The following is a 22,771-nucleotide window of genomic DNA, read 5'->3' as shown; positions in this document are numbered from 1 at the left end:
TTTAATCATCAGGGTGTATGATTAAGGGACTGACGATTTAAGGAGTTTATCTTTATATGGATATCAATCACCTGATTTCCCAATACGGCTACGCGGCGCTGGTCATCGGCAGCATGGCGGAAGGCGAAACCATCACCCTGCTCGGCGGCGTGGCGGCACATCAGGGATTACTGAAGTTCTGGCTGGTGGTGATCTCGGTCGCTTTTGGCGGCATGCTTGGCGATCAGGTGCTTTATTTTCTTGGCCGACGCTTCGGTGGCCGGATTCTCCGGCGCTTTTCGCGCCAGAAAGCGCGGATCCGCCGGGCACAGCGCATGATCCAACGACGCCCTTATCTGTTTGTGATTGGCACGCGTTTTATGTACGGCTTTCGCGTAATCGGGCCGCTACTGATTGGCGCCAGTCGCCTGCCACCAAAGCTGTTTCTGCCGCTGAATATTCTCGGCGCGATGATATGGGCGCTGATCTTCACCACCCTGGGATATCTTGGCGGCGAAGCCATTGGCCCGTGGCTGCATCATCTCGATGCGCATCTGAAACACTGGATTTGGCTGATTCTGATCGTCGTACTGGTCCTGGCGGCGCACGGGTGGCTGAAGCGCCGCGAGGCGAAGAAGGAGAAGTGAAGCGTTTCCCGGGTCATGGAGTCAACGCCTTACTCTGACCGCAACGCCGCGCCAACAGGTAGCCCGGAGATTATCCGGGCCATCAGGCCGTTACTCTTTTAAGCTGCCGCCGTTACTGGCAATGACCTCTTTATACCAGTAGAAGCTTTTCTTCCGGCTGCGCGCCAGAGTGCCGTTGCCCTGATCATCGCGATCGACATAGATAAAGCCGTAGCGTTTGGACATCTCCGCCTTCGACGCGCTCACCAGATCAATTGGCCCCCAACTGGTGTAGCCCATCAGCTCAACGCCATCTTCAATCGCCTCGCGTACCTGCACCAGATGGTCATTAAGATAGCTGATACGGTAGTCATCGTTAATGCTGCCGTCGGCTTCCACTTTGTCTTTCGCGCCCAACCCGTTTTCAACAATAAACAGCGGCTTCTGATAGCGGTCCCACAACACGTTCAACAACGTGCGCAGGCCCAGCGGGTCAATTTGCCACCCCCACTCGGAGCTTGCCAGATGCGGGTTCGGCACCATGCTGAGGATGTTACCGCGCGCTTGCTTGTTCAGTTCTTCGTCGGCGGTTACGCAACCCGTCATATAGTAGCTAAAAGAGATAAAATCGACGGTCTCTTTCAGGGCTGCGCGATCGGCATCGGTGATCTCAATGCTGATACCGTTGTCGCGGAAATAACGCAGCATATAGCCCGGGTACGCGCCCCGACACTGTACATCACCGAAGAACTGCCAGCTGCGGTTCTGCTGCAGGGTCTCAAAAATATCCTCCGGTTTACAACTGAGCGGGTACATCAGCCCGCCAAGCAGCATATTGCCGATTTTACCTTCCGCCACGATCTCATGGCAGGCTTTAGTCGCCAGCGCGCTCGCCACCAGTTGATGGTGAATGGCCTGATATACTTCGGCTTTGCTGCTGTCAGACGGCAAACCAACCCCGGTTAGCGGCGCATGCAGGGACATATTGATTTCGTTAAACGTCAGCCACAGTTTGACCTTCGCCTGGTAACGCGCAAACACCGTCCGGGCATAGCGCTCGAAGAAACCAATCACTTTACGGTTGCCCCAGCCGCCGTACTTTTTCACCAGCGCCCAGGGCATCTCGTAGTGCGACAGCGTCACCAGCGGCGTGATGTTATGCTGCGCCATTTCATCAAAAAGCTTATCGTAAAAGGCCAGCCCGGCTTCGTTTGGCTGCGCATCATCACCGTTGGGGAAAATACGCGCCCAGGCAATGGACACGCGCAGGCAATTAAAGCCCATTTCGGCAAACAGGCTGATATCTTCCGGATAACGATGGTAAAAATCGATGGCGACATCTTTAATACCGCTGTCACCCGGCACGCGTTCCACCACATCGCCAAATATGCCGCGCGGTTGAACGTCTGAGGTGGTCAATCCTTTCCCCTCTTCCAGATAAGCGCCTTCCACCTGATTTGCCGCGGTTGCGCCGCCCCATAAAAACGCCTGCGGGAATGTCTTCATTCATCTCTCTCCTTAATTAGTGGGTTACTGACAACAGCGGCTGACCGGCTTCCACCGTGCTGGCGGAGACAATATCCAGGGCGCGATAATCGCCACTGTTGCTGATAATGACAGGGGTCGCCAGATCATAGCCGGCGTCCAGAATAGCCTTGCGGTCAAACTCCAGTAATAGATCGCCCGCTTTTATTTTGTCGCCCTCTTTAACATGGGCGGTGAACGGCACGCCATCGAGCTTAACCGTATCGATCCCGACATGGATAAGCAGTTCAATACCGCTGTCGCTTAGCAGGCCGATAGCATGTTTGGTCTGGAAAATTGAGGCCACTTCACCTGAGAACGGCGCGATAACCTTACCTTCGGATGGAATAATCGCCACCCCCTGGCCAAGCAAACCGCTGGCAAAGGTGCTATCTGGTACCTTGTCCAGAGGCAAAACGCTGCCGGTCATCGGTGCCAGAATGTCGTCTTCTGTGGCGACTGCGACCGGCGTCGCGGCCTGCTCCGCAGTTCTCCGCGGCATGCCGGCGATGAGGGTCATCACGCAGGCGAGAACCAGCGCCACAGCCATACCCACGACCCCGCCCCATACGCTGGCATCGATACCACCAGGGGGGATCATCAGCGCAGGATAAAAGATGTTCGGGAAACCGAAGGAGTAAACGCTGGTATTAAAGAATGCGCTAATCGCCCCGCCAATCGCCCCGCCTACACAGCCAAAAATAAACGGACGGCGCAGCGGCAGCGTCAGGCCATAAATCGCCGGTTCGGTGATGCCGAAAATCCCGGCGGAAAAAGCCGAGCCAGCCATCACTTTCTGTCGCATATCGCGAGTCCGCAGGAAAATACCCAATACCGCCCCCACCTGCCCCATCACCGCCGGCAACACCATCGGCCCCATGGTATCGTGGCCCAGAACCGCCAGATTATTGAACATCAGCGGCACCAGTCCCCAGTGCAGGCCGAAAATCACGCACACCTGCCACAGCGCGCCCATCGCCGCGCCAGCCAGCCAGGGCGCGACGGCGTATACAATCTGGTATCCCTGCGCCAGCAGTTGACTTAGCCAGGTGGCAACCGGGCCAATCACCAGAAAGGTCAGGGGAACGACGATGCCCAGGCAAATCGCTGGCGTGAAGAAATTTTTCATGGACGACGGCAGCAACGCGTTGCTTCTACGCTCAAGCCAGCAGCTCACCCAGGAGGCGAGAATAATCGGGATCACCGACGAGCTGTAGTTAATAAACGTGACCGGAATACCAATAAAATGCTCTACCGGCGCACCCGGCGCCTGCGCGGCTTCAAAAGCCTTAATCATCAGCGGGTGCGTTAACGCGCCGCCAATCGCCATGGTGATAAACGGATTGCCGCCGAATTTCACCCCTGAGGTATAGCCGAGAAAAAGCGGGAAGAAGAAGAACAGCGCGTCGCTGGCGGCAAACCAGATTTTATAGGTGGCGTGATCAACGCTGAGCCAACCGCAAACGACCGCCAGCGCCAGAAAGCCTTTGAGTAAACCCGTGGCGGCAAGTACGCCAATAAACGGCGTGAAAATACCGGAGACAATATCAATAAGCTGCCCAAGCAGAGAGGTTTTCTCCCCTTTTTGAGCAACAGGCTGGCTTTCATCGGTCAGGCCCGCTTCGCTACGCACAGCCAGCCAGACATCATGGACATGATTACCGATCACGACCTGAAACTGACCGCCGCTTTCCACAACCATAATAACACCGGGATTCGTCTTTAACCCTTCGGCATCGGCTTTGTTATTATCCTGAAGTTTAAAACGCAGTCGTGTCGCACAGTGAACCAGACTCACTATATTTTCTTTGCCGCCAACCCGGCGGAGAATATCCTGCGCGAGTGCTTTATATTCCATGCTGTTTTCCTTACTTCTGCTGCCCGCAGGCATCGTTAACTGAGTATGAGAAATAAAAAAAACCCGAGAACAACGCCGGGTTAGCGTTGCGCTCAGGTTTTGCCTGCATCATGCAGTAACAATCCCGTTTTAATCAGGAAGGCCAGGCCTGTTCAGCGCTTAGCGTCCCTCTTTTCTCACGCGTTCAATATGAATCGCGAGAAACATAATTTCTTCCGTGGTTAGCCGTCGCTGATAGCTTTTTTGCAGATGCAGGGCGACCGTTTCCGCACACTTCCACGCTTTAGGGTAGTTATCCTTTACGGCGCTGTGCAGCGTCACATCATCATCTTCGACAACCGTCCGCGTCAGCATGCGCTGGGCGAAAAACTTGAGATGAGTCACAAACCGCTGATAACTCAACGACTCTTCGTCATAATTCAGCGTCAGTTGATATTTCACCAGTTGCAGAATTTCCTGCATTACGCGGGTGACGTGCATCACCTCCGGCATTTCGCTGTTGAGCTGTGCTGTCACCAGATGCAGGGCGATAAACCCGGCTTCATCTTCTGCAAGTTCAACCCCGAGCCTTTTGGCGATAATCGCCCGGGCTTCTTGCCCCAGTGCAAACTCCTTCGGGTACAGCCGTTTAATTTCCCACAGCAACACATTACGCAGCGCCACACCCTTCTTCTGCCGCTCAATCGCAAAGTGGCAGTGATCGGTCAGAGTAATGTATAAACTGTCCTGTAATTTACCGAGACGATCACGCGCCAGATCGATAATTCGATCGCAGGTGGTGATCACATCTAATGGTATCTGACTGAGTAACTCGCCTAAACGGCCAACCAGTTCATCGCTCTGCAGCGCGAAGACCTTTTCAATTTTGCTTTCATCCAGAGAGTCACCAACGCGTTTTTGAAAGGCAAGTCCTCGGCCCATGACCACCTGTTCGCGCTGCTGCTCATCTACAACCACCACTACATTATTATTAAGTACTTTGGCGATTTGCATATGAACCCCAAAAACAAAAAAACCTGACCCCGACAGAAGCCAGGAATCAGGTTTTGCCTGCCGAAGCAGTAACAATCGGTCGTCAGTATTTCACTGCCCGTCGGATAAACTCAACGGGGCAAACCGAAAAATGTGATGAAGGTCAGATAGTTTTGTTCCGCCAGCCGTTAATTGTACGCGCTATGCTCGATGAGTCCTGCAGGGTACGCACCGCACTGAAAAGCGCTGACGCTTCAGAGTATTCTTTACGCAAATAGCTCAACCACTGTTTGATACGCGCGACATGATAAAGACCGGTATCGCCCTGCTTCTCCAGGCGGGTATATTTTTGCAGCAGTTCAACCACCTGGGGCCAGGGCATTCGCGGTTCGTTGTATTTTATTACCCGGCTTAAGTTTGGTACGTTCAACGCGCCGCGGCCAATCATGATCGCCTCGCAGCCGGTCGCCGTGAGGCAATCCCTGGCGCTTTGCCAGTCCCGGATCTCGCCGTTGGCCACCACCGGGATAGCCAGACGCTGGCGAATTTCACCGATCGCCCGCCAGTTAATACACTCCGCTTTATAACCCTCTTCTTTGGTTCGACCATGCACGACCAGCTCACTGGCCCCCGCCTGCTGAACCGCATCGGCGATTTCAAAACGCCGCTCGCTGCTGTCCCATCCCAGACGCACTTTCACCGTGACCGGTAAATGCGCCGGAACCGCCTCACGCATCGCCTTCGCGCCGCGATAGATGAGTTCAGGATCTTTGAGCAACGTCGCGCCGCCGCCGCTGCCGTTCACCAGCTTTGAGGGGCAACCGCAGTTAAGATCGACACCCCAGGAACCGAGTTCAACCGCACGGGCGGCGTTTTCCGCCAGCCACTGGGGAGACTGTCCAAGCAGTTGCACGCGCACGCGGGTACCGGATGGCGTCAGGCTATTATTGCGCAGCTCCGGGCACAGTTTATAGAACGATTTTACCGGCAAAAGTTGATCCACCACACGCAAAAACTCGGTGATGCAGAGATCATAATCATTCACGTCGGTCAGCAACTCGCGCACCAGCGAATCGAGTACGCCTTCCATCGGCGCCAGTAATACACGCATAGTTTATCATTGCCCGGAAAAAAGAGGCGCTATGGTAGCGTCTCCGGATACGGGTTAAAAGAGGCGAGGTGCGTTTTCTCCCCCATACCACGCATTACGCCTGAACGGACGACACATCGGCGCCTGGCGTGAACGTATGAGATGGTCAGCAATGCGTCGCCAGCAGGCTATGCTCAATTTGCCGCGCCTTTAACAAAAAGGTAGCGTTGGGGCGAGGGGAAAAGTGAGTATCGTTGCTGGCGCTGAGCCGATTTCCCCACTTTCTGTCCCTGCAATCATCACTCTGACAGACGGACGGTTTATTGTTCCCGATCGCTGTCTCAGGTATGCGGAGAATTCATGATGTGATCGGTAGCACATTTTCAGGTTTAATTGTATGATGAATGTGGTTCATCAAGGGTTATTACCATGAGTAAGTCACTGAATATTGTCTGGCAGTATCTGCGCGCTTTCGTGTTGATCTATGCCTGTTTGTATGCCGGTATTTTTATCGCCTCACTGCTGCCCATTACCATTCCCGGCAGCATTATTGGCATGTTGATTTTGTTCTGTCTGCTGGCGCTGCAAATCATGCCGCCGCAGTGGGTTAACCCGGGCTGCAATATCCTGATTCGCTATATGGCGCTGCTGTTTGTGCCTATCGGCGTGGGCGTCATGCAATACTGGGATCTGCTGCGGGCGCAGTTAGGCCCGGTGGTGGTCTCCTGTGCGATAAGCACGCTGCTGGTCTTTTTAGTGGTTAGCTGGAGCTCACATCTGGTTCACGGGGAACGCAAAGTGGTTGGGCAAAAAGGAACTGAAAAATGATCCATGAAATTTGGTGGTCGCTGCCGCTGACCCTGGTCGTCTTTTTTCTTGCCCGCAAGCTGGCGGCACGGTTTAAATTTCCCCTGCTCAACCCACTACTGGTAGCGATGGTGGTGCTGATCCCCTTTCTACTGGTAACCGGCATTTCTTATCAGCGCTATTTTCAGGGCAGCAAAATTCTCAATGACCTGCTGCAACCGGCAGTCGTCGCGCTGGCTTTTCCTCTTTATGAGCAATTGCACCAGATCCGCGCGCGCTGGAAATCCATTATCACCATCTGCTTTATTGGCAGCGTGGTAGCCATGGTTACCGGAACGACCGTGGCGCTGCTGATGGGCGCGACGCCGCAGATTGCCGCCTCCATTCTGCCAAAATCGGTGACGACGCCGATTGCCATGGCGGTAAGCAGCAGTATTGGCGGTATTCCGGCAATCAGCGCGGTCTGCGTTATTTTCGTCGGCATTCTCGGCGCGGTCTTCGGCCATACGCTACTGAATTTAATGCGTATCCGCACTAAAGCCTCACGCGGGCTGTCGATGGGCACGGCTTCCCACGCCCTGGGGACCGCGCGCTGTGCGGAACTCGACTATCAGGAGGGGGCATTCAGCTCACTGGCACTGGTGTTATGCGGGATTATCACTTCGCTGATCGCGCCGTTTTTATTTCCGCTTATTCTGGCAATAGTGGGATAAACGTGACTTTTATCACATTTATAAATGCAACATAAAATAATTACACTAAAAATGAGATATTAATCACATGTAGAGATAAACACCCCCCGTACACTGAATTCTCATTACATTGTTATGAGGCAACGCCATGCATCCACGTTTTCAAGATGCTCTTCCGCAACTGGCGGCGGACCTGCAAGCGGCCATTTCCCCGATGCTGGCCGATCCGCATTTTCCTGCTCTGTTAAACGCGGGGCAGGTCGCGGAATTGCAAAGTGCGACGGGTCTGGACGAAGACGCGCTGGCCTTTGCGCTGCTGCCGCTGGCGGCGGCCTGCGCCCGTGCCGATCTCTCCCATTTCAACGTCGGCGCGATTGCCCGCGGTATCAGCGGAACCTGGTATTTTGGCGGCAATATGGAATTTCTCGGTGCCACCATGCAGCAGACCGTGCACGCCGAGCAAAGCGCCATCAGTCATGCCTGGCTGCGCGGGGAAAAATCACTACGGGCCATTACCGTCAACTACACCCCTTGCGGCCACTGCCGTCAGTTTATGAATGAACTGAACAGCGGACTGGCGCTGCGTATCCATCTGCCCGGTCGCGAAGCGCATTCGCTCCGGCACTATCTGCCGGACGCGTTCGGCCCGCAAGACCTACAAATAAAAACGCTGCTGATGGATGAGCAGGATCATGGCTTCCCGCTCCGCGGCGACGCGCTGGCTCAGGCGGCCATTCAGGCAGCAAACCGTAGCCATATGCCTTACAGCCACTCGCCCTCCGGCGTGGCGCTGGCGCTCACGGACGGTACGATATTTACCGGCAGCTATGCCGAGAACGCCGCTTTTAACCCCACGCTACCTCCATTGCAGGGGGCGCTAAATCTGCTGAGCCTTAATGGCTACGACTACCCGGATATTCAGCGCGCCATTCTCGCCGAGAAAGGCGATGCGGCCTTGATTCAGTGGGATGCCACCGCGGCGACATTGAAGGCGCTGGGCTGTCATCATATCGATCGCATACTGTTAAGTTAATCACACAGTGCGGGTCAGGCGGCCCGTATTGTTGAAAATCCCCGCAATTAAACGACGGTTTCTTGCGCTTGCCCGACGGGTAAAGTAGCCTGAAGTCTCCCTCTGCCACTATTGAGCCAGGTTCATGTTAAAGCGTGCGTTATACAGCCTGTTAGTCCTGTTCGGCTTACTGCTGTTAACCGTGCTGGGTCTTGACCGCTGGATGAGCTGGAAGACATCGCCCTATATCTACGACGAACTGCAGGATCTGCCCTACCGCCAGGTGGGTGTGGTTCTTGGCACCGCCAAGTACTACCGTACCGGCGTCATCAATCAATATTATCGTTATCGGATTCAGGGCGCGCTGAACGCCTATAACAGCGGCAAAGTGAACTATCTGTTGCTAAGCGGCGATAACGCCTTGCATAGTTATAATGAGCCGATGACCATGCGCCGCGATTTGATTAAAGCTGGCGTCGATCCGGCGGATATTGTGCTGGATTATGCCGGTTTCCGCACGCTCGATTCGATAGTTCGTACCCGTAAAGTTTTCGATACTAACGACTTTATTATTATCACCCAGCGCTTTCACTGCGAGCGGGCGTTATTTATCGCCCTGCATATGGGAATTCAGGCACAGTGCTATGCGGTGCCGTCACCCAAGGATATGTGGAGCGTACGCCTGCGCGAGTTCGGCGCACGCTTTGGCGCGCTCGCCGATCTCTATATTTTCAAACGCGAACCCCGCTTTTTAGGCCCGCTAATTCCGATTCCCTCACCGCAGGAAGTCCCGGACGGTGCGCAGTCCTATCCCGCAGTGACGCCGCAGCAGTTGCTGGAGCTACAGAAAAAAGAGAAGTGATTTGCCGCCCTCTCCAGTCCAGGCAGACGTCTTAACCAACGTCTGCCTGAGCGCGTGGCCTTTACTTCTTGCGCGCGTACTTCAGAGAGTCCAGCGCCACGGCGAAGATAATAATCGCCCCTTTGATAATGTACTGCCAGTATGGATTCACGCCGATATAGGTCAGGCCGTAGTTAATAACGGTAAAGATAATCACCCCGGTCACCACGCCCAATACCGTACCTACCCCGCCGCTAAACGACACGCCTCCCACCACGCAGGCTGCAATCGCATCCAGCTCATACATAAAGCCAAGGTTGTTGGTCGCCGAACCGATACGCCCTGCTTCCAGCAGCCCACCGAAGGCATAGAACACACCGGACAGCGCATAAATCAGCAGCAGGTTCAGACCAACGTTGACGCCGGAAACCTTCGCCGCCTCCGGGTTGCCGCCAATAGCAAAGATGTTTTTACCAAAACGGGTCTTATTCCACAGGATCCAGACGAAGAAAACGGCAATCAGCGCATAAAAGGTGATATACGACAGGCGAAATGACCCCAGCGACACAAACCCCTGAGTAAAATGCGAGAAGTGGCTGTCGAAGCCGGAAATCGGCGACGCGCCAACAAAGTCATAATACAGCGAGTTGATACCGTAAACGATGATCATTGTGCCGAGGGTGGTGATAAACGGCGTCACGTTGAGATAGGCGATGATAATTCCGTTGATAAGCCCAATCACCGCGCCAACCGCGCAGACCAGCAGGATCACCAGCGGAATCGGCATCGTTGCCATATCCGGGAACACCTTGTTGGCATTATCCACTGCCTGAAGCATCGTGGCGGCGATAACCGCCGCCAGACCAACCTGACGCCCGGCGGAAAGGTCAGTCCCCTGGGTGACGATAAGGCCAGCCACCCCCAGAGCGATAATAATACGCACCGAAGACTGAGTCAGAATATTACTTAAATTCAGCAAACTTAAGAAAGTCGGATCCTGGAAAATAATAATCGCCAGCAACACAAAAAGAACCACATAAATCCCACCCTCTTTCAGATAAGTGAGAATACTCTTTTTATTTAACGCACTCATAAGGAGCCCCTGATCTTAAAGGTGCAACGACGCAAGACGAAGAATTTCGTTCTGCGTGGTGGTTTTCGTCTCAACAATTCCGGCGACAAGACCATTGCTCATCACCAGAATACGGTCGGTAATCCCCAGCAACTCCGGCATTTCAGAGGAAATAATAATGATCCCTTTGCCTTTTTTCGCCAGTTCCGCCATTAATTGATAAATTTCGAACTTGGCCCCGACATCAATTCCACGGGTGGGTTCATCAAGCATCAGAATTTCCGGCTGGGTTAATAGCCAGCGCCCGATGATGACTTTTTGTTGATTACCACCGGACAACGACCCAATTTGCGTGCGCTGTCCTGGGGTTTTCACACGCATGGAATCAATGACCCATTGGGTATCGCTTTTCATGCGCGAATTATCCAGCAACCCGACCTTATTCCTGTAATTCTTAATATTGGAGATCAGCGAGTTAAAACCGATATCCAGATACGCATAGATCCCTGTCGAGCGGCGTTCTTCAGTCACCAGCGCAAAGCCATGGTTGATGGCCTCATTAGCACTATGATTATTAATCTTGTTACCGTGCAGCGTTATTGTTCCATTAACCTTTTCACGAATACCAAATAAGGTTTCAACAATATCGGTACGCTTCGCGCCAACCAGCCCGGCAATACCCAGAATTTCGCCTTTATGCAGATCGAAAGAGACATCGCGAATTGACGGCTGACGCAGTGAAGTCAAATTACGGACCTCAAGAATCACCTCGCCCGGCGTGTTCTCCCGGTTCGGGAAACGCTGATTCAAAGAACGCCCCACCATCATAGCGATGATTTTATCCATATCCAGCCCTTCCAGCGGCTGGGTCGCAATCCACTGACCATCGCGCAGAACGGTAATGTCATCACACAGCTGAAAAATCTCTTCCATTTTGTGGGAAATATAAACAATACCGCAGCCGCGCGCTTTCAGCTTACGGATAATCTTAAACAGATGATTGACTTCTTTTTCGGTCAACGATGAGGTGGGCTCATCCATAATCACGATTTTCGCGTTATAAGAAAACGCCTTCGCAATTTCAATCATCTGCATTTGCGATACCGATAATGTCCCGACGCGGGCGCGCGGGTCGATATCAATATCCAGTTCATCAAAAATCGCACGGGTATCACGATACATTTTTTCCTGATCGACAAACATGCCCTTAACGGGATAACGTCCCAGCCACATGTTGTCCATCACCGACCGCTGTAATACCAGATTTAATTCCTGATGAACCATTGAAATACCGTTTTCCAGGGCCTCTTTTGCCGAATGGAAATCAATCTCTTTTCCCTGAAATAGAATACTGCCAGAATCTTTTTGATAGATCCCAAAAAGGCATTTTAATAATGTTGATTTTCCCGCGCCGTTCTCCCCCATTAATGCATGAATCGAGTGGGGACGAACCTTGAGGTTCACATTATCGAGCGCCTTAACGCCAGGAAACGATTTGTTGATATTTCGCATTTCCAACAAATATTCACCTGACTGTTCGCTATTATTGCTGACCATAGTTGTACCTGGCTGCGTGCGTACATCCCCTGAACAATGTATTAACATCGGAAAGGGTTGGATACGGTATCAGAATAATCGGGCGTACTCTATGTACGCCCGCAGCTTATTAAGAGGTTACTTTCCGATAAATTGGCTCAGATTGTCTTTATCAACCCCCACATAGGGTACGCGGACGATCTTATTGTCAATTTTCCAGTGAGTACCGGCTGCCGGCTCTTTGCCTTCCGCCAGGTTTTTCGCCAGATCGAAGGTGGCTTTCGCCTGATTATTCGCATCATTCAGTACTGTACCGGCCATTGCGCCAGATTTTACCAGCGCCAGCGCTTCGGGCAGGGCATCGACGCCAAATACCGGAATACTGCTCTTATTGTGGGCCTTCAGCGCTTCTACCGCGCCCATCGCCATCGCATCGTTGTTGGAAATAACGACTTCAATTTTGTTGGCATTCGGGCCAGACAGCCAGGCATCCATTTTGTCTTTCGCCTGAGCGGTATCCCACATTGCGGTATCTAATGCCAGCTGCTGAGTCTGGAAGCCTTTATCGTGCAGTTCCTTAATCACATAGGTGGTACGCGCTTCAGCATCCGGATGTCCCGGCTCGCCTTTCAGCAGGACAAACTGAATCTTGCCATCTTTGTTCAGATCCCAGTTCGGATTCGCTTTCCAGTGTTTCGCAATCAGATCGCCCTGGATAATCCCCGACTCCTTTGAATCGGTGCCGACATAATAGGCTTTGTCATAGCTATCCAGCGCTTTACGGGAAGGCTCTTTGTTAAAAAACACCACCGGAACGTTCTGGCTCCGTGCTTTATCAATAATTGTCCCCGCTGCCGCCGGATCCACCAGGTTAATCGCCAGCGCTTTCACACCTTTTGCCAGCAGGACATCAATCTGATCGTTTTGCTTGGACTGGTCGTTTTGCGAGTCATTCATTAACAGTTGAACATCCGGCGCTGATTTACTGTCTTTCTCGATTGCCTTACGCACCACCGACATAAAGTTGTCGTCATATTTGTAAATCGTCACGCCGATACGGGTATCTGCTGCGTGCGCCGCGGCACCAAATAACATGCCAGCGATGACAGCGGACAGGGTGAACACCTTCTTATTCATGGAATCTCCGGTTTTATTATGCAGGGTCATTGAGGGTGAAAATGGCTGACGGTAGCGTTACATTTATGTAACCGAACAGCGACATTCACGACTGTAATTCTGTCTTCCGTATAAAGTGAATCTCCTGGAAAAATGGTTTTATTTATCGTTTATCCGCTGATTACTGAGGTAAAAGTGAGTAATCACCGCATGTTGGCACACGTAAACGCAGCAATAATAGTTATCTTAATGTTAATAAACTGTGAAATTACTCACAGATTGAAAGCGGTTACATCAGAGAAGTCATGAGTTAGTGATCGGCGCCACAATTTGCCTTTGGCTCACAGAATGACGGCGCACCAGCGTCGGCATAAAGCAGTGGCTGGCATCATGCTCCTGTTTTCCGGCGGCGCCCTGTAGCGCCAGTTCAGTCGCCAGTTTCGCCATCGACATAATCGGATAGCGCACCGTCGTCAGTTGCGGATCGGTGTAACGGGAAATGGGAATATCATCAAAACCAATCAGCGACAGATGCTGCGGCACGGCAATACCGTTGTCTTTCAAGGCGGTCAACGCCCCTGCGGCCATGCTGTCGTTATAGGCAAAGACGGCGGTCAGGCCGAGATTACGCCCCAACAGCTCAACCATCGCCGCTTCTCCGCCCTGCATATCCGGCGATCCCGAAGCGACCCAGCAGTCAGAAGCAACAATGCCCTGTTCATGCAACGCCCTGCACCACCCCTCCCGACGGAAATCATCATCTTCAATACCGTGGCTGGAGGAGAGATAGGCAATGCGCTGGTGGCCATGATTCAGCAGCATGCGGGTGGCCATCAGCGCACCGCTGACGTTATCCAGCCCAATGCAGCGATGAGCGTATCCCGGTACGATGCGGTTAATCAGCACCATTCCCGGCATATGCTCCATAAAATCACCCAGCTCCGCGTCGCTTAGCGCTTTTGAGTGAACAATCAACGCTGAACAACGCTGGCGAATCAGCACTTCAATAGCATTGCGCTCTTTTTCCGCTTCATGGTAGCTGTTGCCGATCAGCACATATTTGTGATGCTGCTGAGCAACGGTATCAACGGCTTTAACCAGCGCGCCAAAAAAAGCGTCCGATACATCCATCACCACCACGCCGATAGTATCGCTGACCTGCGTGGCCAGCGCCTGAGCGTTGGCATTGGGCCGATAGCCCAACTGGGCTACCGCCTTCATTACTGCCTCTCGCGTTAGCGGGCTTACCAGCGCACTGTTATTCAGCACACGTGAAACGGTCGCGACGGACACCCCCGCCTGGCGGGCAACATCACGAATGGTGATCATGCTCACCGGCCTTCAGAGAATTGCAGTACCTCATACTCACCTCCTGTGTTCAATAAGGTGGCTATTCTGGCAGCGACGCGCGGCGCGCTGCGTGAGTGAAGTCACAGGGATGGAAACGGTTACATCTATTTTATTAACGATTGTGATCCAGATCGTTATCGTGATGTATCTTTTAATGATGTCCCTGAGGCACGACATGTTAACTGACGCCATAGCCATTCAACAGGCCCCTGACGAAAATGACGTAGCCAAAGCCACGAGAAGAGGAGATTAACCGTCCATATTGGCGGTACAAAGGCCAATAACGATAAGCGGTCAAACTTCATAAAGAGATCGAAACGGTAAAACAGCGTCGTACAAATCAGGGTTTGCAACAGATAGTTGCTCAACGCCATGCGGCCAACGCAGGCAATTGCCGCCGCCAGGCGCAATTTACACAACTGCGGCCAGAAGCCCCATGCCAGCGCCGCGTAGCCAATCGTTTGCAGCGGCGCACTTATCTCGCGCGGCGCCTGGAGCAGGAATGCACACCAGCGATAATCCCAGCCGAGATGCCACTGGGTAAAAATCGACGGCAAATTAATCGCCATTCCGACAATAATCAACAGTGCGCCAGCGCAGCGGTAATGACGCAGGCTGAACTGCCCTTTGAGCCAACCGCTGCGCATCAGCGCGGCCCCCATCAACATCATCCCCGCCAGTTGCCAGCCGTACTGCGCGCCCAGCGCCAGCAGGCTATCCGACAGCATATCCGCACGATTGCGCACCGCCTCAAAGCCGCCATTCAGCTTCCAGAACTGCTCATATTGCACATTCGCCGCATCCGGTACCCAGGAACGATTTGGCGTGTTGCCGGAAATCAAGCCCAGCAGTACCAGCACCGCCACACCAATGAGGTACAGCACCACACCGGTATTAAACAGCGATTTGGCATCATGGGCCTCGCGCACCATCCGCCAGCTCACCAGCCCGACCAGCGCGTAGGCGAGCAGGATATCGCCATCCCAGAATAACAGACCATGAATAAAACCAAGCAGCGCCAGCAGCGTCAGACGCGACTGGATCCAGCGCTTGCCGCGCGGCAGCAGAAGCTGAAGCCCGGCACCGAATAACAGCGCGAACAGCGTGAGGAATTTGACCTGCGCCAGCAGATCGAGGATCGCCCAGGTCCAGGCATCACTATCAGAAACCCGCCCGGACCATGCCGGATTGAGATAAGCGGCCTTCGGTAAACCGAAGGCAACGATATTCAGCAGCAGGATACCAAGGATGGCGACGCCGCGGACAAAGTCCAGCGTGACATTTCTCTCCATCTACCCTGCCCCATTTTTAGTTATGATGGCGTACGGCGCGCAGGAACTCCTGGCGAGTATTCTGACTGGATTTAAACAGACCGCCCAGCGATGTCGTGGTCGTGGCGCTGGTCGCATCGCGAATGCCGCGCGCCTTCACGCAATAGTGCACCGCGTCAATCGAAACCGCGACGTTATTAGTGCCCAGCAGCGTTTGCAGCGCGGTGAGGATCTGCTGGGTCAGGCGCTCCTGCACCTGTGGACGCTGGGAGAAGAACTGCACGATACGGTTGATTTTCGACAGGCCAATCACCGAATCTTTCGGAATATAGGCGACGGTCGCTTTACCATCAATCGTCACAAAATGGTGTTCGCAGGTGCTGGTGAGGGTGATATCACGCACGGTCACCATTTCATCAACCTGCATCTTATTTTCGATGACGGTGATTTTGGGGAAGCGGGCGTAATCCAGGCCGGAGAAAATCTCATCGACATACATTTTTGCGATACGATGCGGCGTCTCCATCAGGCTGTCATCACTTAAATCAAGGTTTAACAGCTGCATAATCTCGGTCATGTGTCCGGCAATCAGACGCTTGCGAGTTTCATTATCAATTTCTTGCACTGGCGGACGCAACGGCGTCTCCAGCCCACGAGCGACAAGCGCTTCATGAACGAGTATGGCTTCTTTACTCAGTGATGACATTTATAATCTCCTGCAGGTGTGGCGCGCTTTGCTCTTCTGAGGGCAAAGTTTGTATCATTGTGCGTGAGGTGACGCACAGAATCCAGTGGCCGCCGCGATAATTGTTGAAATTGGCCTTACCTCTCGTTCCATGTCCCCAGTCCCGCAAATGACGATACGTCCGGAAATGCCTTACACAGATTGCCGAAATCAAGCTCATCACGGGGACATGACGCAATTCCTGACGCGATGGCAACAGCAGTATGTTGGTTAAACGTTGCATTAATGATGCAATACGTTCCGAAAAGGAGAAAGTGAAAGTTGCTCACGGGTGAATGAAAATCTGTATTATGAAGAATTACGCGCACAACCCATAAGGAGCCTTGCATGGAACTGCTCGAAGAGCACCGCTGTTATGAAGGTCGGCAGCAACGCTGGCGGCACGACTCCACGACGCTGAACTGTGCAATGACATTCAGCCTCTTTTTACCGCCCTCTGCCACCGACACGCCGCCACCGGTTCTCTACTGGCTGTCCGGGCTCACCTGCAACGATGAAAATTTTACCACCAAATCGGGGGCGCAGCGGGTTGCCGCTGAGCTGGGTATTGCGCTGGTGATGCCGGACACCAGCCCACGCGGCGAACACGTTGCCGATGACAGCGCTTACGATCTGGGTAAAGGCGCTGGCTTTTATCTCAACGCGACTCAGGCGCCCTGGTCCGCGCATTTTCGCATGTACGATTACCTTTGCAACGAGCTGCCGCAGCTGATTGCCAGCGAATTTAACGTCAGCGAGCGCTGCGCCATCAGTGGACATTCCATGGGCGGCCACGGCGCGCTGATTATGGCGCTGAAGAACCCGGGCCGTTTCGTCAGCGTATCGGCTTTCGCCCCTATCGTTAACCCGGGCCAGATTCCCTGGGGTAAAAAAGCATTTACCGCTTATCTGGGTGCGGATGAAACAACCTGGCGCGCCTGGGATAGCTGCGCCTTAATGCAAGCCAGCCGGGCGGAGGATGCGATACCGACCCTGATCGACCAGGGCGATAGCGATCCATTCCTTGCCGAACAGCTGCAACCGGCGGTTCTCGCTGAAATCGCGCGGCAGAAAAGCTGGCCGCTGACCCTGCGTATTCAGTCGGGTTATGACCACAGCTACTATTTTATTGCTTCCTTTATTGAAGATCATTTGCGCTTTCATGCGCAGTATCTGTTGAATTGACATCCCCCGCGCCTTCCCGAATATGATGTAGCCGCCAGGCGTTTTGCCTGCGGCTCTGCCCGCCGCCTGCTTACTGATACTCACCCGCTTTAATCCCTGCGATCGAAATGCATGAAAGGTCTCACGCTGCAAATTAGGAATTTGCTAAGTGATTTTGATTATCATTAACATTTAAAAATAGATATCATTTTTTACAATTCTCCCATTTGTTTTCATTAATGGCTGTTTTTATCCCCTACTCAACCCAGGTTGCAGGATAAAAATGCTGGCTCTGGCTCCACATAAGCAGAGCAACGCGGCACGTGAGCGACAGATTCGTCAGCAATAACGCGCCGCAATGAATTTGTGCAACCAGCACAGCCTGTCGCCTGAAACAAGATGGAGACACAAAACAAAAAACAAGGTTTACGCATTACCTGATGGAACTTTTCTCACTTAAAATGGAATGAATCAATGACCAGACCTCACGTTAAATTACTTGCCGTGGCTATATGCGCGGCAATCTCTTCGCAATTTGTTCATGCTGCTGATAATACGATGGTCGTTACGGCCACAGGCTTTGAACAAAAAATCCAGAATGCGCCTGCATCTATTTCTGTTATCACCAAACAGCAAATTGAAGATAAAGCCTACCGCGACGTAACCGATGCGCTTAAGGATGTACCCGGCGTGGTCATCACAGGCGGCGGCAGTAGCAGTGACATCAGCATTCGCGGCATGTCTTCCCAGTACACATTATTTCTTGTCAACGGTAAGCGTATCAGTAGCCGTACCACGCGCCCGAACAGCGATAACTCAGGGATCGAACAAGGCTGGCTACCACCGCTGGAGTCCATTGAACGGATTGAAGTCATTCGCGGGCCAATGTCCTCGCTGTACGGCTCCGACGCAATGGGCGGCGTGATTAATGTCATCACCAAAAAAATCTCGAATACCAAAGCGTGGAGCGGCTCGCTGCACGCGGACGCCACCTTCCAGGAAGACCGCGACTCCGGTGATTTATACCAGACTAACGTTTATGCCTCTGGCCCTCTGATTGATGGGGTGCTCGGGGCCAAAGTGACTGGCTTATTCTCCCGCCGCGCAGAAGATAAAATTGAGTATGGTTACAACGAACAGAAAATGCGCAACGGCGGCATTACTCTGAATTTTACGCCCGATGAAAAAAATGACTTCGATCTGGATTACTCCCGCGAATTGCAGGACCGTAATAGCACCCCGGGTAAGTCAAGATCCGCCGGACGCGGTAAAGATAACTCGCATTACCAGCATACCAACTACACACTTACGCATAACGGCTATTACGACGATATCAATTCCACCAGCTACATCCAGCGTGAAGAAAGCAATAATGCCGGTCGCCACATGAAATCCTACAACACCATCTTCAACACTCAGAACCAGATTTTCCTCGGCGATCACACCCTCACCCTCGGAGGACAGTATCGCTACGAGAAGCTCAGTGATAAAGGTAACAAGTTCGAAGCCGCTGACCGTTTAAGTAAGCTGACACGCTGGAGCTGGGCGCTGTTTGCTGAAGATGAGTGGGCTATCACCGACAGCTTCACGCTGACTGGCGGCCTGCATCTGGATAAAGATGAAAATTACGGTAGTAACTGGACGCCGCGTGGATACGGCGTATGGCATCTGACAGAACAGTGGACGCTGAAAGGCGGTATTTCCGCAGGCTATCGCGCACCGGATCTTCGTCAGTCCTCCGCCGGTTGGGGGCAAGGTACCGGCGGTCGTTACCTGGACGGCATTATTGTTGGTAACCCGGATCTGAAACCCGAAAAAAGCCTGAGCGAAGAAATTGCGCTGATATGGGATAACGCGGATAATCTGAACGCCAGCATAACGGTATACAATACTGATTTTAAAGATAAAATCACCGAAGTCCGTCGCTGTAACAGCAGTACCGACCCCGCCTGCAAAATCGGCAATCATGAATACGATTTCGTCAGCGATCGCGTTAATGTGGACAAAGCGATTATCCGTGGCGTCGAGTCGACCTTTGGCTGGAAGATAACCCGCGATCTGAACTGGACTGCAAACTATACCTATACAAAATCAGAGCAGAAAAGCGGTAAGTTTTCCGGTAAGCCATTGAATAAAATGCCCAAGAATATGTTTAATACAACCGTAGACTGGCAGGCGACAGCGGATTTTGGCTTATGGAGCCGCCTGAACTTCCGCGGTAAAACTTCCGAGTACCTGAGCCGTACTTCCATGGCGAAAAGCAAGCCGTCTTATACTCAGGTGGATATCGGCTTACGCTACAACCTTCCGCTGGACGTGCTGCTAACCGCTGGCGTTTACAACGTTCTTGATAAGCAGATCGACGATGATACCTACGATATGGTACTGGACGGTCGACGCTACACCGTCGGCATAACGTATAACTTCTGATAGGTAACGGTGTCAATAAACCACCTGCTATGCGGGTGGCTCAGGTTGCTGACAAAGTGCGTTAACCGCCACCTGACGGAAATCCGGGCACAATGTCTAATACAGGTTGCTCATCAGCCTCAAGCCCTCCAGCCGGAGGGCTTGAGCTCACCTTAGTCTTTAAAACGCTCCGGGAACGTCATTTCGCTATAGCGCACAAAGCGGGAACCTTTCGCCAGTTTGTAACCAAACCAGATAACCAGGAACAGCGGAATACCGATATAGGTCGCCGCGACGCCACCCCAGTCGATAGTGTCTTTCAGGAACGCTTCGTAGTTCTGCCCGAGGGTAATAATCAGGCACAGCACGAAGGCGAAGATCGGCCCCAGCGGGAAGAACCCTGAACGATACGGCAGATTATTCAGATCGTTCCCTTGCAGCACATAGCCGCGACGGAAACGATAGTGACTAATCGCAATACCCAACCAGGCGATAAAGCCGGTCATCCCGGACGTATTGAGCAGCCACAGATAAACGGTCTGATTACCAAACATTGAGCTAAGAAAGCAGAGCGCTGCAATCACGGTTGTAGCGTACAGCGCATTACGTGGTACGCCGCCTCTGGACAACTTAGCGAAAATGCGCGGCGCTTTGCCATCACAGGCCAGGGTGTAAAGCATGCGCGTAGACGCATACATCCCGGAGTTACCGGCTGACAGTACCGCCGTCAGAATAACCGCGTTCATGATCGCCGCAGCCGACAGCAGTCCCGCATGCTGGAATACCAACGTGAACGGGCTGACGGAAATGTCTTTTACGTCATTACGCAGCAGGCTCGGATCGGTATACGGAATGATCAGGCTGATAATCAGAATCGCAAACACATAGAACAGCAGAATACGCCAGAATACCTGCCGCACGGCGCGCGGAATGTTCTTTTCCGGATTTTCCGACTCGCCCGCCGCAATACCGATAAGCTCAGTTCCCTGGAATGAAAAGCCGACAATCATCGCCACGCCAATCATCGCCGGCAAACCGCCCGCAAACGGCGCATCGTTGATGGTCCAGTTGCTCCAGCCAGCAGGCTGGGCGCCTTTAAAGATACCGACGATCATCATCACGCCGACAATAATAAAGATAATAACGGTGGCGACCTTAATCAGCGAGAACCAATATTCCGCTTCGCCAAAACCTTTTACCGAGATCCAGTTCAACAGGAACATCACGCCAAGGAACAGTGCGCTCCAGATCCAGCCGGGCGTATCCGGAAACCAGTAGCCCATCACCAGTTGCGCGGCAACGAGGTCAACGGCGATCGTCACCGCCCAGTTGTACCAGTAGTTCCAGCCCAGCGCGAAGCCAAAGCCTTCCTCGACATAATTTTGCCCGTAAGTGGCAAATGAGCCAGAAACCGGCATAAATGCCGCCAGTTCGCCAAGGCTGGTCATCAGAAAATAGACCATCAGACCGATGAGAATATAAGAGAGTAGCGCGCCACCGGGGCCGGCCTGCGAAATCGTTGCGCCGGAAGCAACAAAAAGACCTGTGCCGATGGAACCGCCAATCGCGATCATGGTCAAGTGGCGTGCCTTCAGTTCACGACGTAGACCGGGCACTTCTGTGGTTTTAGTATCCGAAACCATGTGAAAATTCTATCCATCCAAAAAACGAGGCGAGATTGTAGCAGAGTGTCGGGGGTCCATCCGATACAAATGCGGAGTTATAAGAGAGCTTCATGATCGCGCATGAATTATTAGTAAAGTAGTAAATCGCAGAAATATCAGCATTCAGCTTGATCGACAGCCTACCCTGCGCAGTATTGCAAAAAGCGCTGTAAGGCTTTGGAAATATGCTTCTGCCGGTGGTGAATACGCCACAGAGTGCGGGTTAATTGTGGCAACGGGATGCTTAACTCCACCAGTGAGCCTACTTCAAGCTGTTCTGCAACCACCCGCCGTGAAAGACAGCTAATCCCTAAACCATGACGCACGGCGTGCTTGATGGCCTCAGAGTTGCCCAGTTCCATCCCAAGGTGAAATGCCGGCAAATGCGACAATAATAAATAGTCGACAATTTCCCGTGTCCCGGAGCCGTGTTCACGTAAAATCCACGGCGCTTCAGCCAGTCGTTGCAACGTCACCGCCCCTTCCAGTAACGGCGAATCCGGGGCCGCAAAGACCACCAGCTCATCTTGCAACCAGGGTTCAGCAATAATATCCGCGGCATGGCAAGGGCCCTCAATAAGCCCGATATCCACGCGCAGATCGGCCACCGCGTTAATCACATCCTGACTGTTCCCCACGCTGAGTTCCAGCGGTAAATCCGGGAAATCGCGTCGATAGCGCGCGATAATTTCCGGCAGAATATAGTTACCGATGGTGCTGCTGGCATAGACGCGAATCGCGCCATTATCGCCGCAAAACAACTGCTCTATCTCCAGCGCGCGCTCCAGCAACGCCAGCGCCCGTGGATAAAGCAGCCTGCCGTGTTCGTTCACCACCAGCCTTTTACCAACACGGTCAAATAACTGTACGCCAAGCTGCCCTTCCAGATCGGTCAACGCCGCGCTGACTGCCGATTGCGATAGCGCGAGCATTTGTGATGCCTGCGTCGTAGAACCACTCTTTAAAACTTCGGCAAACACTTCCAACTGCCGTAGCGTAATATGCATAAATCTTCCTGCCTTTATATACGGCGTGTCTATCCGCTATCCCTGGGAGATGAAGAG

18 protein-coding genes and 1 pseudogene are annotated in these 22,771 nt (G+C 52.9%); 7 read left to right on the top strand and 12 right to left on the bottom strand.

The features are described 5' to 3' along the window. Positions 1–56 precede the first annotated feature (56 nt). Positions 57–626 carry a DedA family protein gene (locus tag ABK821_RS13180; protein WP_138359977.1) on the top strand — a complete coding sequence of 190 codons (570 nt, stop codon included), beginning with the start codon at positions 57–59 and terminating at the stop codon, positions 624–626. 90 nt (positions 627–716) lie between these two features. Here ABK821_RS13180 and ABK821_RS13175 read toward each other — a convergent pair whose 3' ends face one another. From ABK821_RS13175 to dusC, 4 genes and pseudogenes are all read right to left on the bottom strand, one after another. Then, positions 717–2,111 carry a glycoside hydrolase family 1 protein gene (locus ABK821_RS13175; RefSeq protein WP_138359978.1) on the bottom strand — a complete coding sequence of 465 codons (1,395 nt, stop codon included), beginning with the start codon at positions 2,109–2,111 and terminating at the stop codon, positions 717–719. A 16-nt stretch (positions 2,112–2,127) separates the two neighbouring features. Next, positions 2,128–4,099, bottom strand: a pseudogene (gene bglF, locus ABK821_RS13170) (PTS beta-glucoside transporter subunit IIABC). Between the two features lie 47 nt (positions 4,100–4,146). Continuing rightward, on the bottom strand, positions 4,147–4,980 hold the full coding sequence (bglG, locus tag ABK821_RS13165; protein ID WP_138359980.1) for a transcriptional antiterminator BglG: 834 nt from the start codon (positions 4,978–4,980) through the stop codon (positions 4,147–4,149). A gap of 142 nt (positions 4,981–5,122) precedes the next feature. Continuing rightward, the gene (dusC, locus tag ABK821_RS13160; RefSeq protein WP_138359981.1) at positions 5,123–6,070 is read right to left on the bottom strand and encodes a tRNA dihydrouridine(16) synthase DusC; all 948 of its coding nucleotides are present in this window, start codon (positions 6,068–6,070) and stop codon (positions 5,123–5,125) included. A gap of 408 nt (positions 6,071–6,478) precedes the next feature. Between dusC and ABK821_RS13155 the strand changes: the two genes are divergently transcribed. From ABK821_RS13155 to sanA, 4 genes are all read left to right on the top strand, one after another. Further along, positions 6,479–6,877 (top strand): CidA/LrgA family protein, encoded by a 399-nt coding sequence (locus ABK821_RS13155; protein ID WP_138359982.1) that lies wholly within the window; start codon positions 6,479–6,481, stop codon positions 6,875–6,877. After that, positions 6,874–7,569 carry a CidB/LrgB family autolysis modulator gene (locus ABK821_RS13150; protein WP_138359983.1) on the top strand — a complete coding sequence of 232 codons (696 nt, stop codon included), beginning with the start codon at positions 6,874–6,876 and terminating at the stop codon, positions 7,567–7,569. Before ABK821_RS13155 ends, ABK821_RS13150 begins: the two co-directional genes overlap by 4 nt. A 127-nt stretch (positions 7,570–7,696) precedes the next feature. Further along, positions 7,697–8,581 carry a cytidine deaminase gene (gene cdd / locus ABK821_RS13145; RefSeq protein WP_138359984.1) on the top strand — a complete coding sequence of 295 codons (885 nt, stop codon included), beginning with the start codon at positions 7,697–7,699 and terminating at the stop codon, positions 8,579–8,581. A 124-nt stretch (positions 8,582–8,705) separates the two neighbouring features. Further along, positions 8,706–9,422: an outer membrane permeability protein SanA gene (gene sanA, locus ABK821_RS13140; protein WP_138359985.1), complete on the top strand. Its 717-nt coding sequence runs from the start codon at positions 8,706–8,708 to the stop codon at positions 9,420–9,422. Between the two features lie 61 nt (positions 9,423–9,483). On the opposite strand, the gene mglC is transcribed toward sanA, so the two are convergent. The 6 genes from mglC to folE form a co-directional block, all read right to left on the bottom strand. Beyond that, a complete protein-coding gene (gene mglC / locus ABK821_RS13135) occupies positions 9,484–10,494 on the bottom strand; it encodes a galactose/methyl galactoside ABC transporter permease MglC (RefSeq protein ID WP_138359986.1) in 1,011 nt (336 codons plus the stop codon). Between the two features lie 15 nt (positions 10,495–10,509). Continuing rightward, positions 10,510–12,030 (bottom strand): galactose/methyl galactoside ABC transporter ATP-binding protein MglA, encoded by a 1,521-nt coding sequence (mglA, locus tag ABK821_RS13130; RefSeq protein ID WP_138359987.1) that lies wholly within the window; start codon positions 12,028–12,030, stop codon positions 10,510–10,512. Positions 12,031–12,147: 117 nt separating this feature from the next. After that, positions 12,148–13,146 (bottom strand): galactose/glucose ABC transporter substrate-binding protein MglB, encoded by a 999-nt coding sequence (mglB, locus tag ABK821_RS13125; protein WP_142502272.1) that lies wholly within the window; start codon positions 13,144–13,146, stop codon positions 12,148–12,150. Between the two features lie 282 nt (positions 13,147–13,428). Further along, positions 13,429–14,454: an HTH-type transcriptional regulator GalS gene (gene galS / locus ABK821_RS13120; RefSeq protein ID WP_343179025.1), complete on the bottom strand. Its 1,026-nt coding sequence runs from the start codon at positions 14,452–14,454 to the stop codon at positions 13,429–13,431. Between the two features lie 155 nt (positions 14,455–14,609). Beyond that, a complete protein-coding gene (gene yeiB, locus ABK821_RS13115; protein WP_138359990.1) occupies positions 14,610–15,767 on the bottom strand; it encodes a DUF418 domain-containing protein YeiB in 1,158 nt (385 codons plus the stop codon). A 16-nt stretch (positions 15,768–15,783) separates the two neighbouring features. Next, a complete protein-coding gene (gene folE / locus ABK821_RS13110) occupies positions 15,784–16,452 on the bottom strand; it encodes a GTP cyclohydrolase I FolE (protein ID WP_138359991.1) in 669 nt (222 codons plus the stop codon). A 366-nt stretch (positions 16,453–16,818) separates the two neighbouring features. Here folE and fghA point away from each other — a divergent pair, with 366 nt between their 5' ends. Together fghA and ABK821_RS13100 are read left to right on the top strand one after the other, a co-directional pair. After that, complete coding sequence (gene fghA / locus ABK821_RS13105) at positions 16,819–17,655, top strand: S-formylglutathione hydrolase (protein ID WP_138359992.1); 837 nt, start codon at positions 16,819–16,821, stop codon at positions 17,653–17,655. A 453-nt stretch (positions 17,656–18,108) separates the two neighbouring features. After that, the gene (locus ABK821_RS13100) at positions 18,109–20,064 is read left to right on the top strand and encodes a ligand-gated channel protein (protein WP_308562389.1); all 1,956 of its coding nucleotides are present in this window, start codon (positions 18,109–18,111) and stop codon (positions 20,062–20,064) included. Between the two features lie 152 nt (positions 20,065–20,216). On the opposite strand, the gene ABK821_RS13095 is transcribed toward ABK821_RS13100, so the two are convergent. Both ABK821_RS13095 and yieE read right to left on the bottom strand, forming a co-directional pair. Beyond that, the gene (locus ABK821_RS13095) at positions 20,217–21,686 is read right to left on the bottom strand and encodes an amino acid permease (protein WP_138359994.1); all 1,470 of its coding nucleotides are present in this window, start codon (positions 21,684–21,686) and stop codon (positions 20,217–20,219) included. Between the two features lie 161 nt (positions 21,687–21,847). Further along, entirely contained in the window at positions 21,848–22,714 is an 867-nt protein-coding gene (gene yieE, locus ABK821_RS13090; protein ID WP_138359995.1) for a DNA-binding transcriptional regulator YeiE, read from the bottom strand. Between the last annotated feature and the right edge of the window lie 57 nt (positions 22,715–22,771).

The organism is Klebsiella sp. KE9456, assembly GCF_043832615.1.
Classification (GTDB): Bacteria; Pseudomonadota; Gammaproteobacteria; order Enterobacterales; family Enterobacteriaceae; genus Klebsiella; species Klebsiella indica.
Note: the sequence above shows the minus strand (reverse complement) of the source record. Positions and strands in the feature narration are given on the sequence as shown.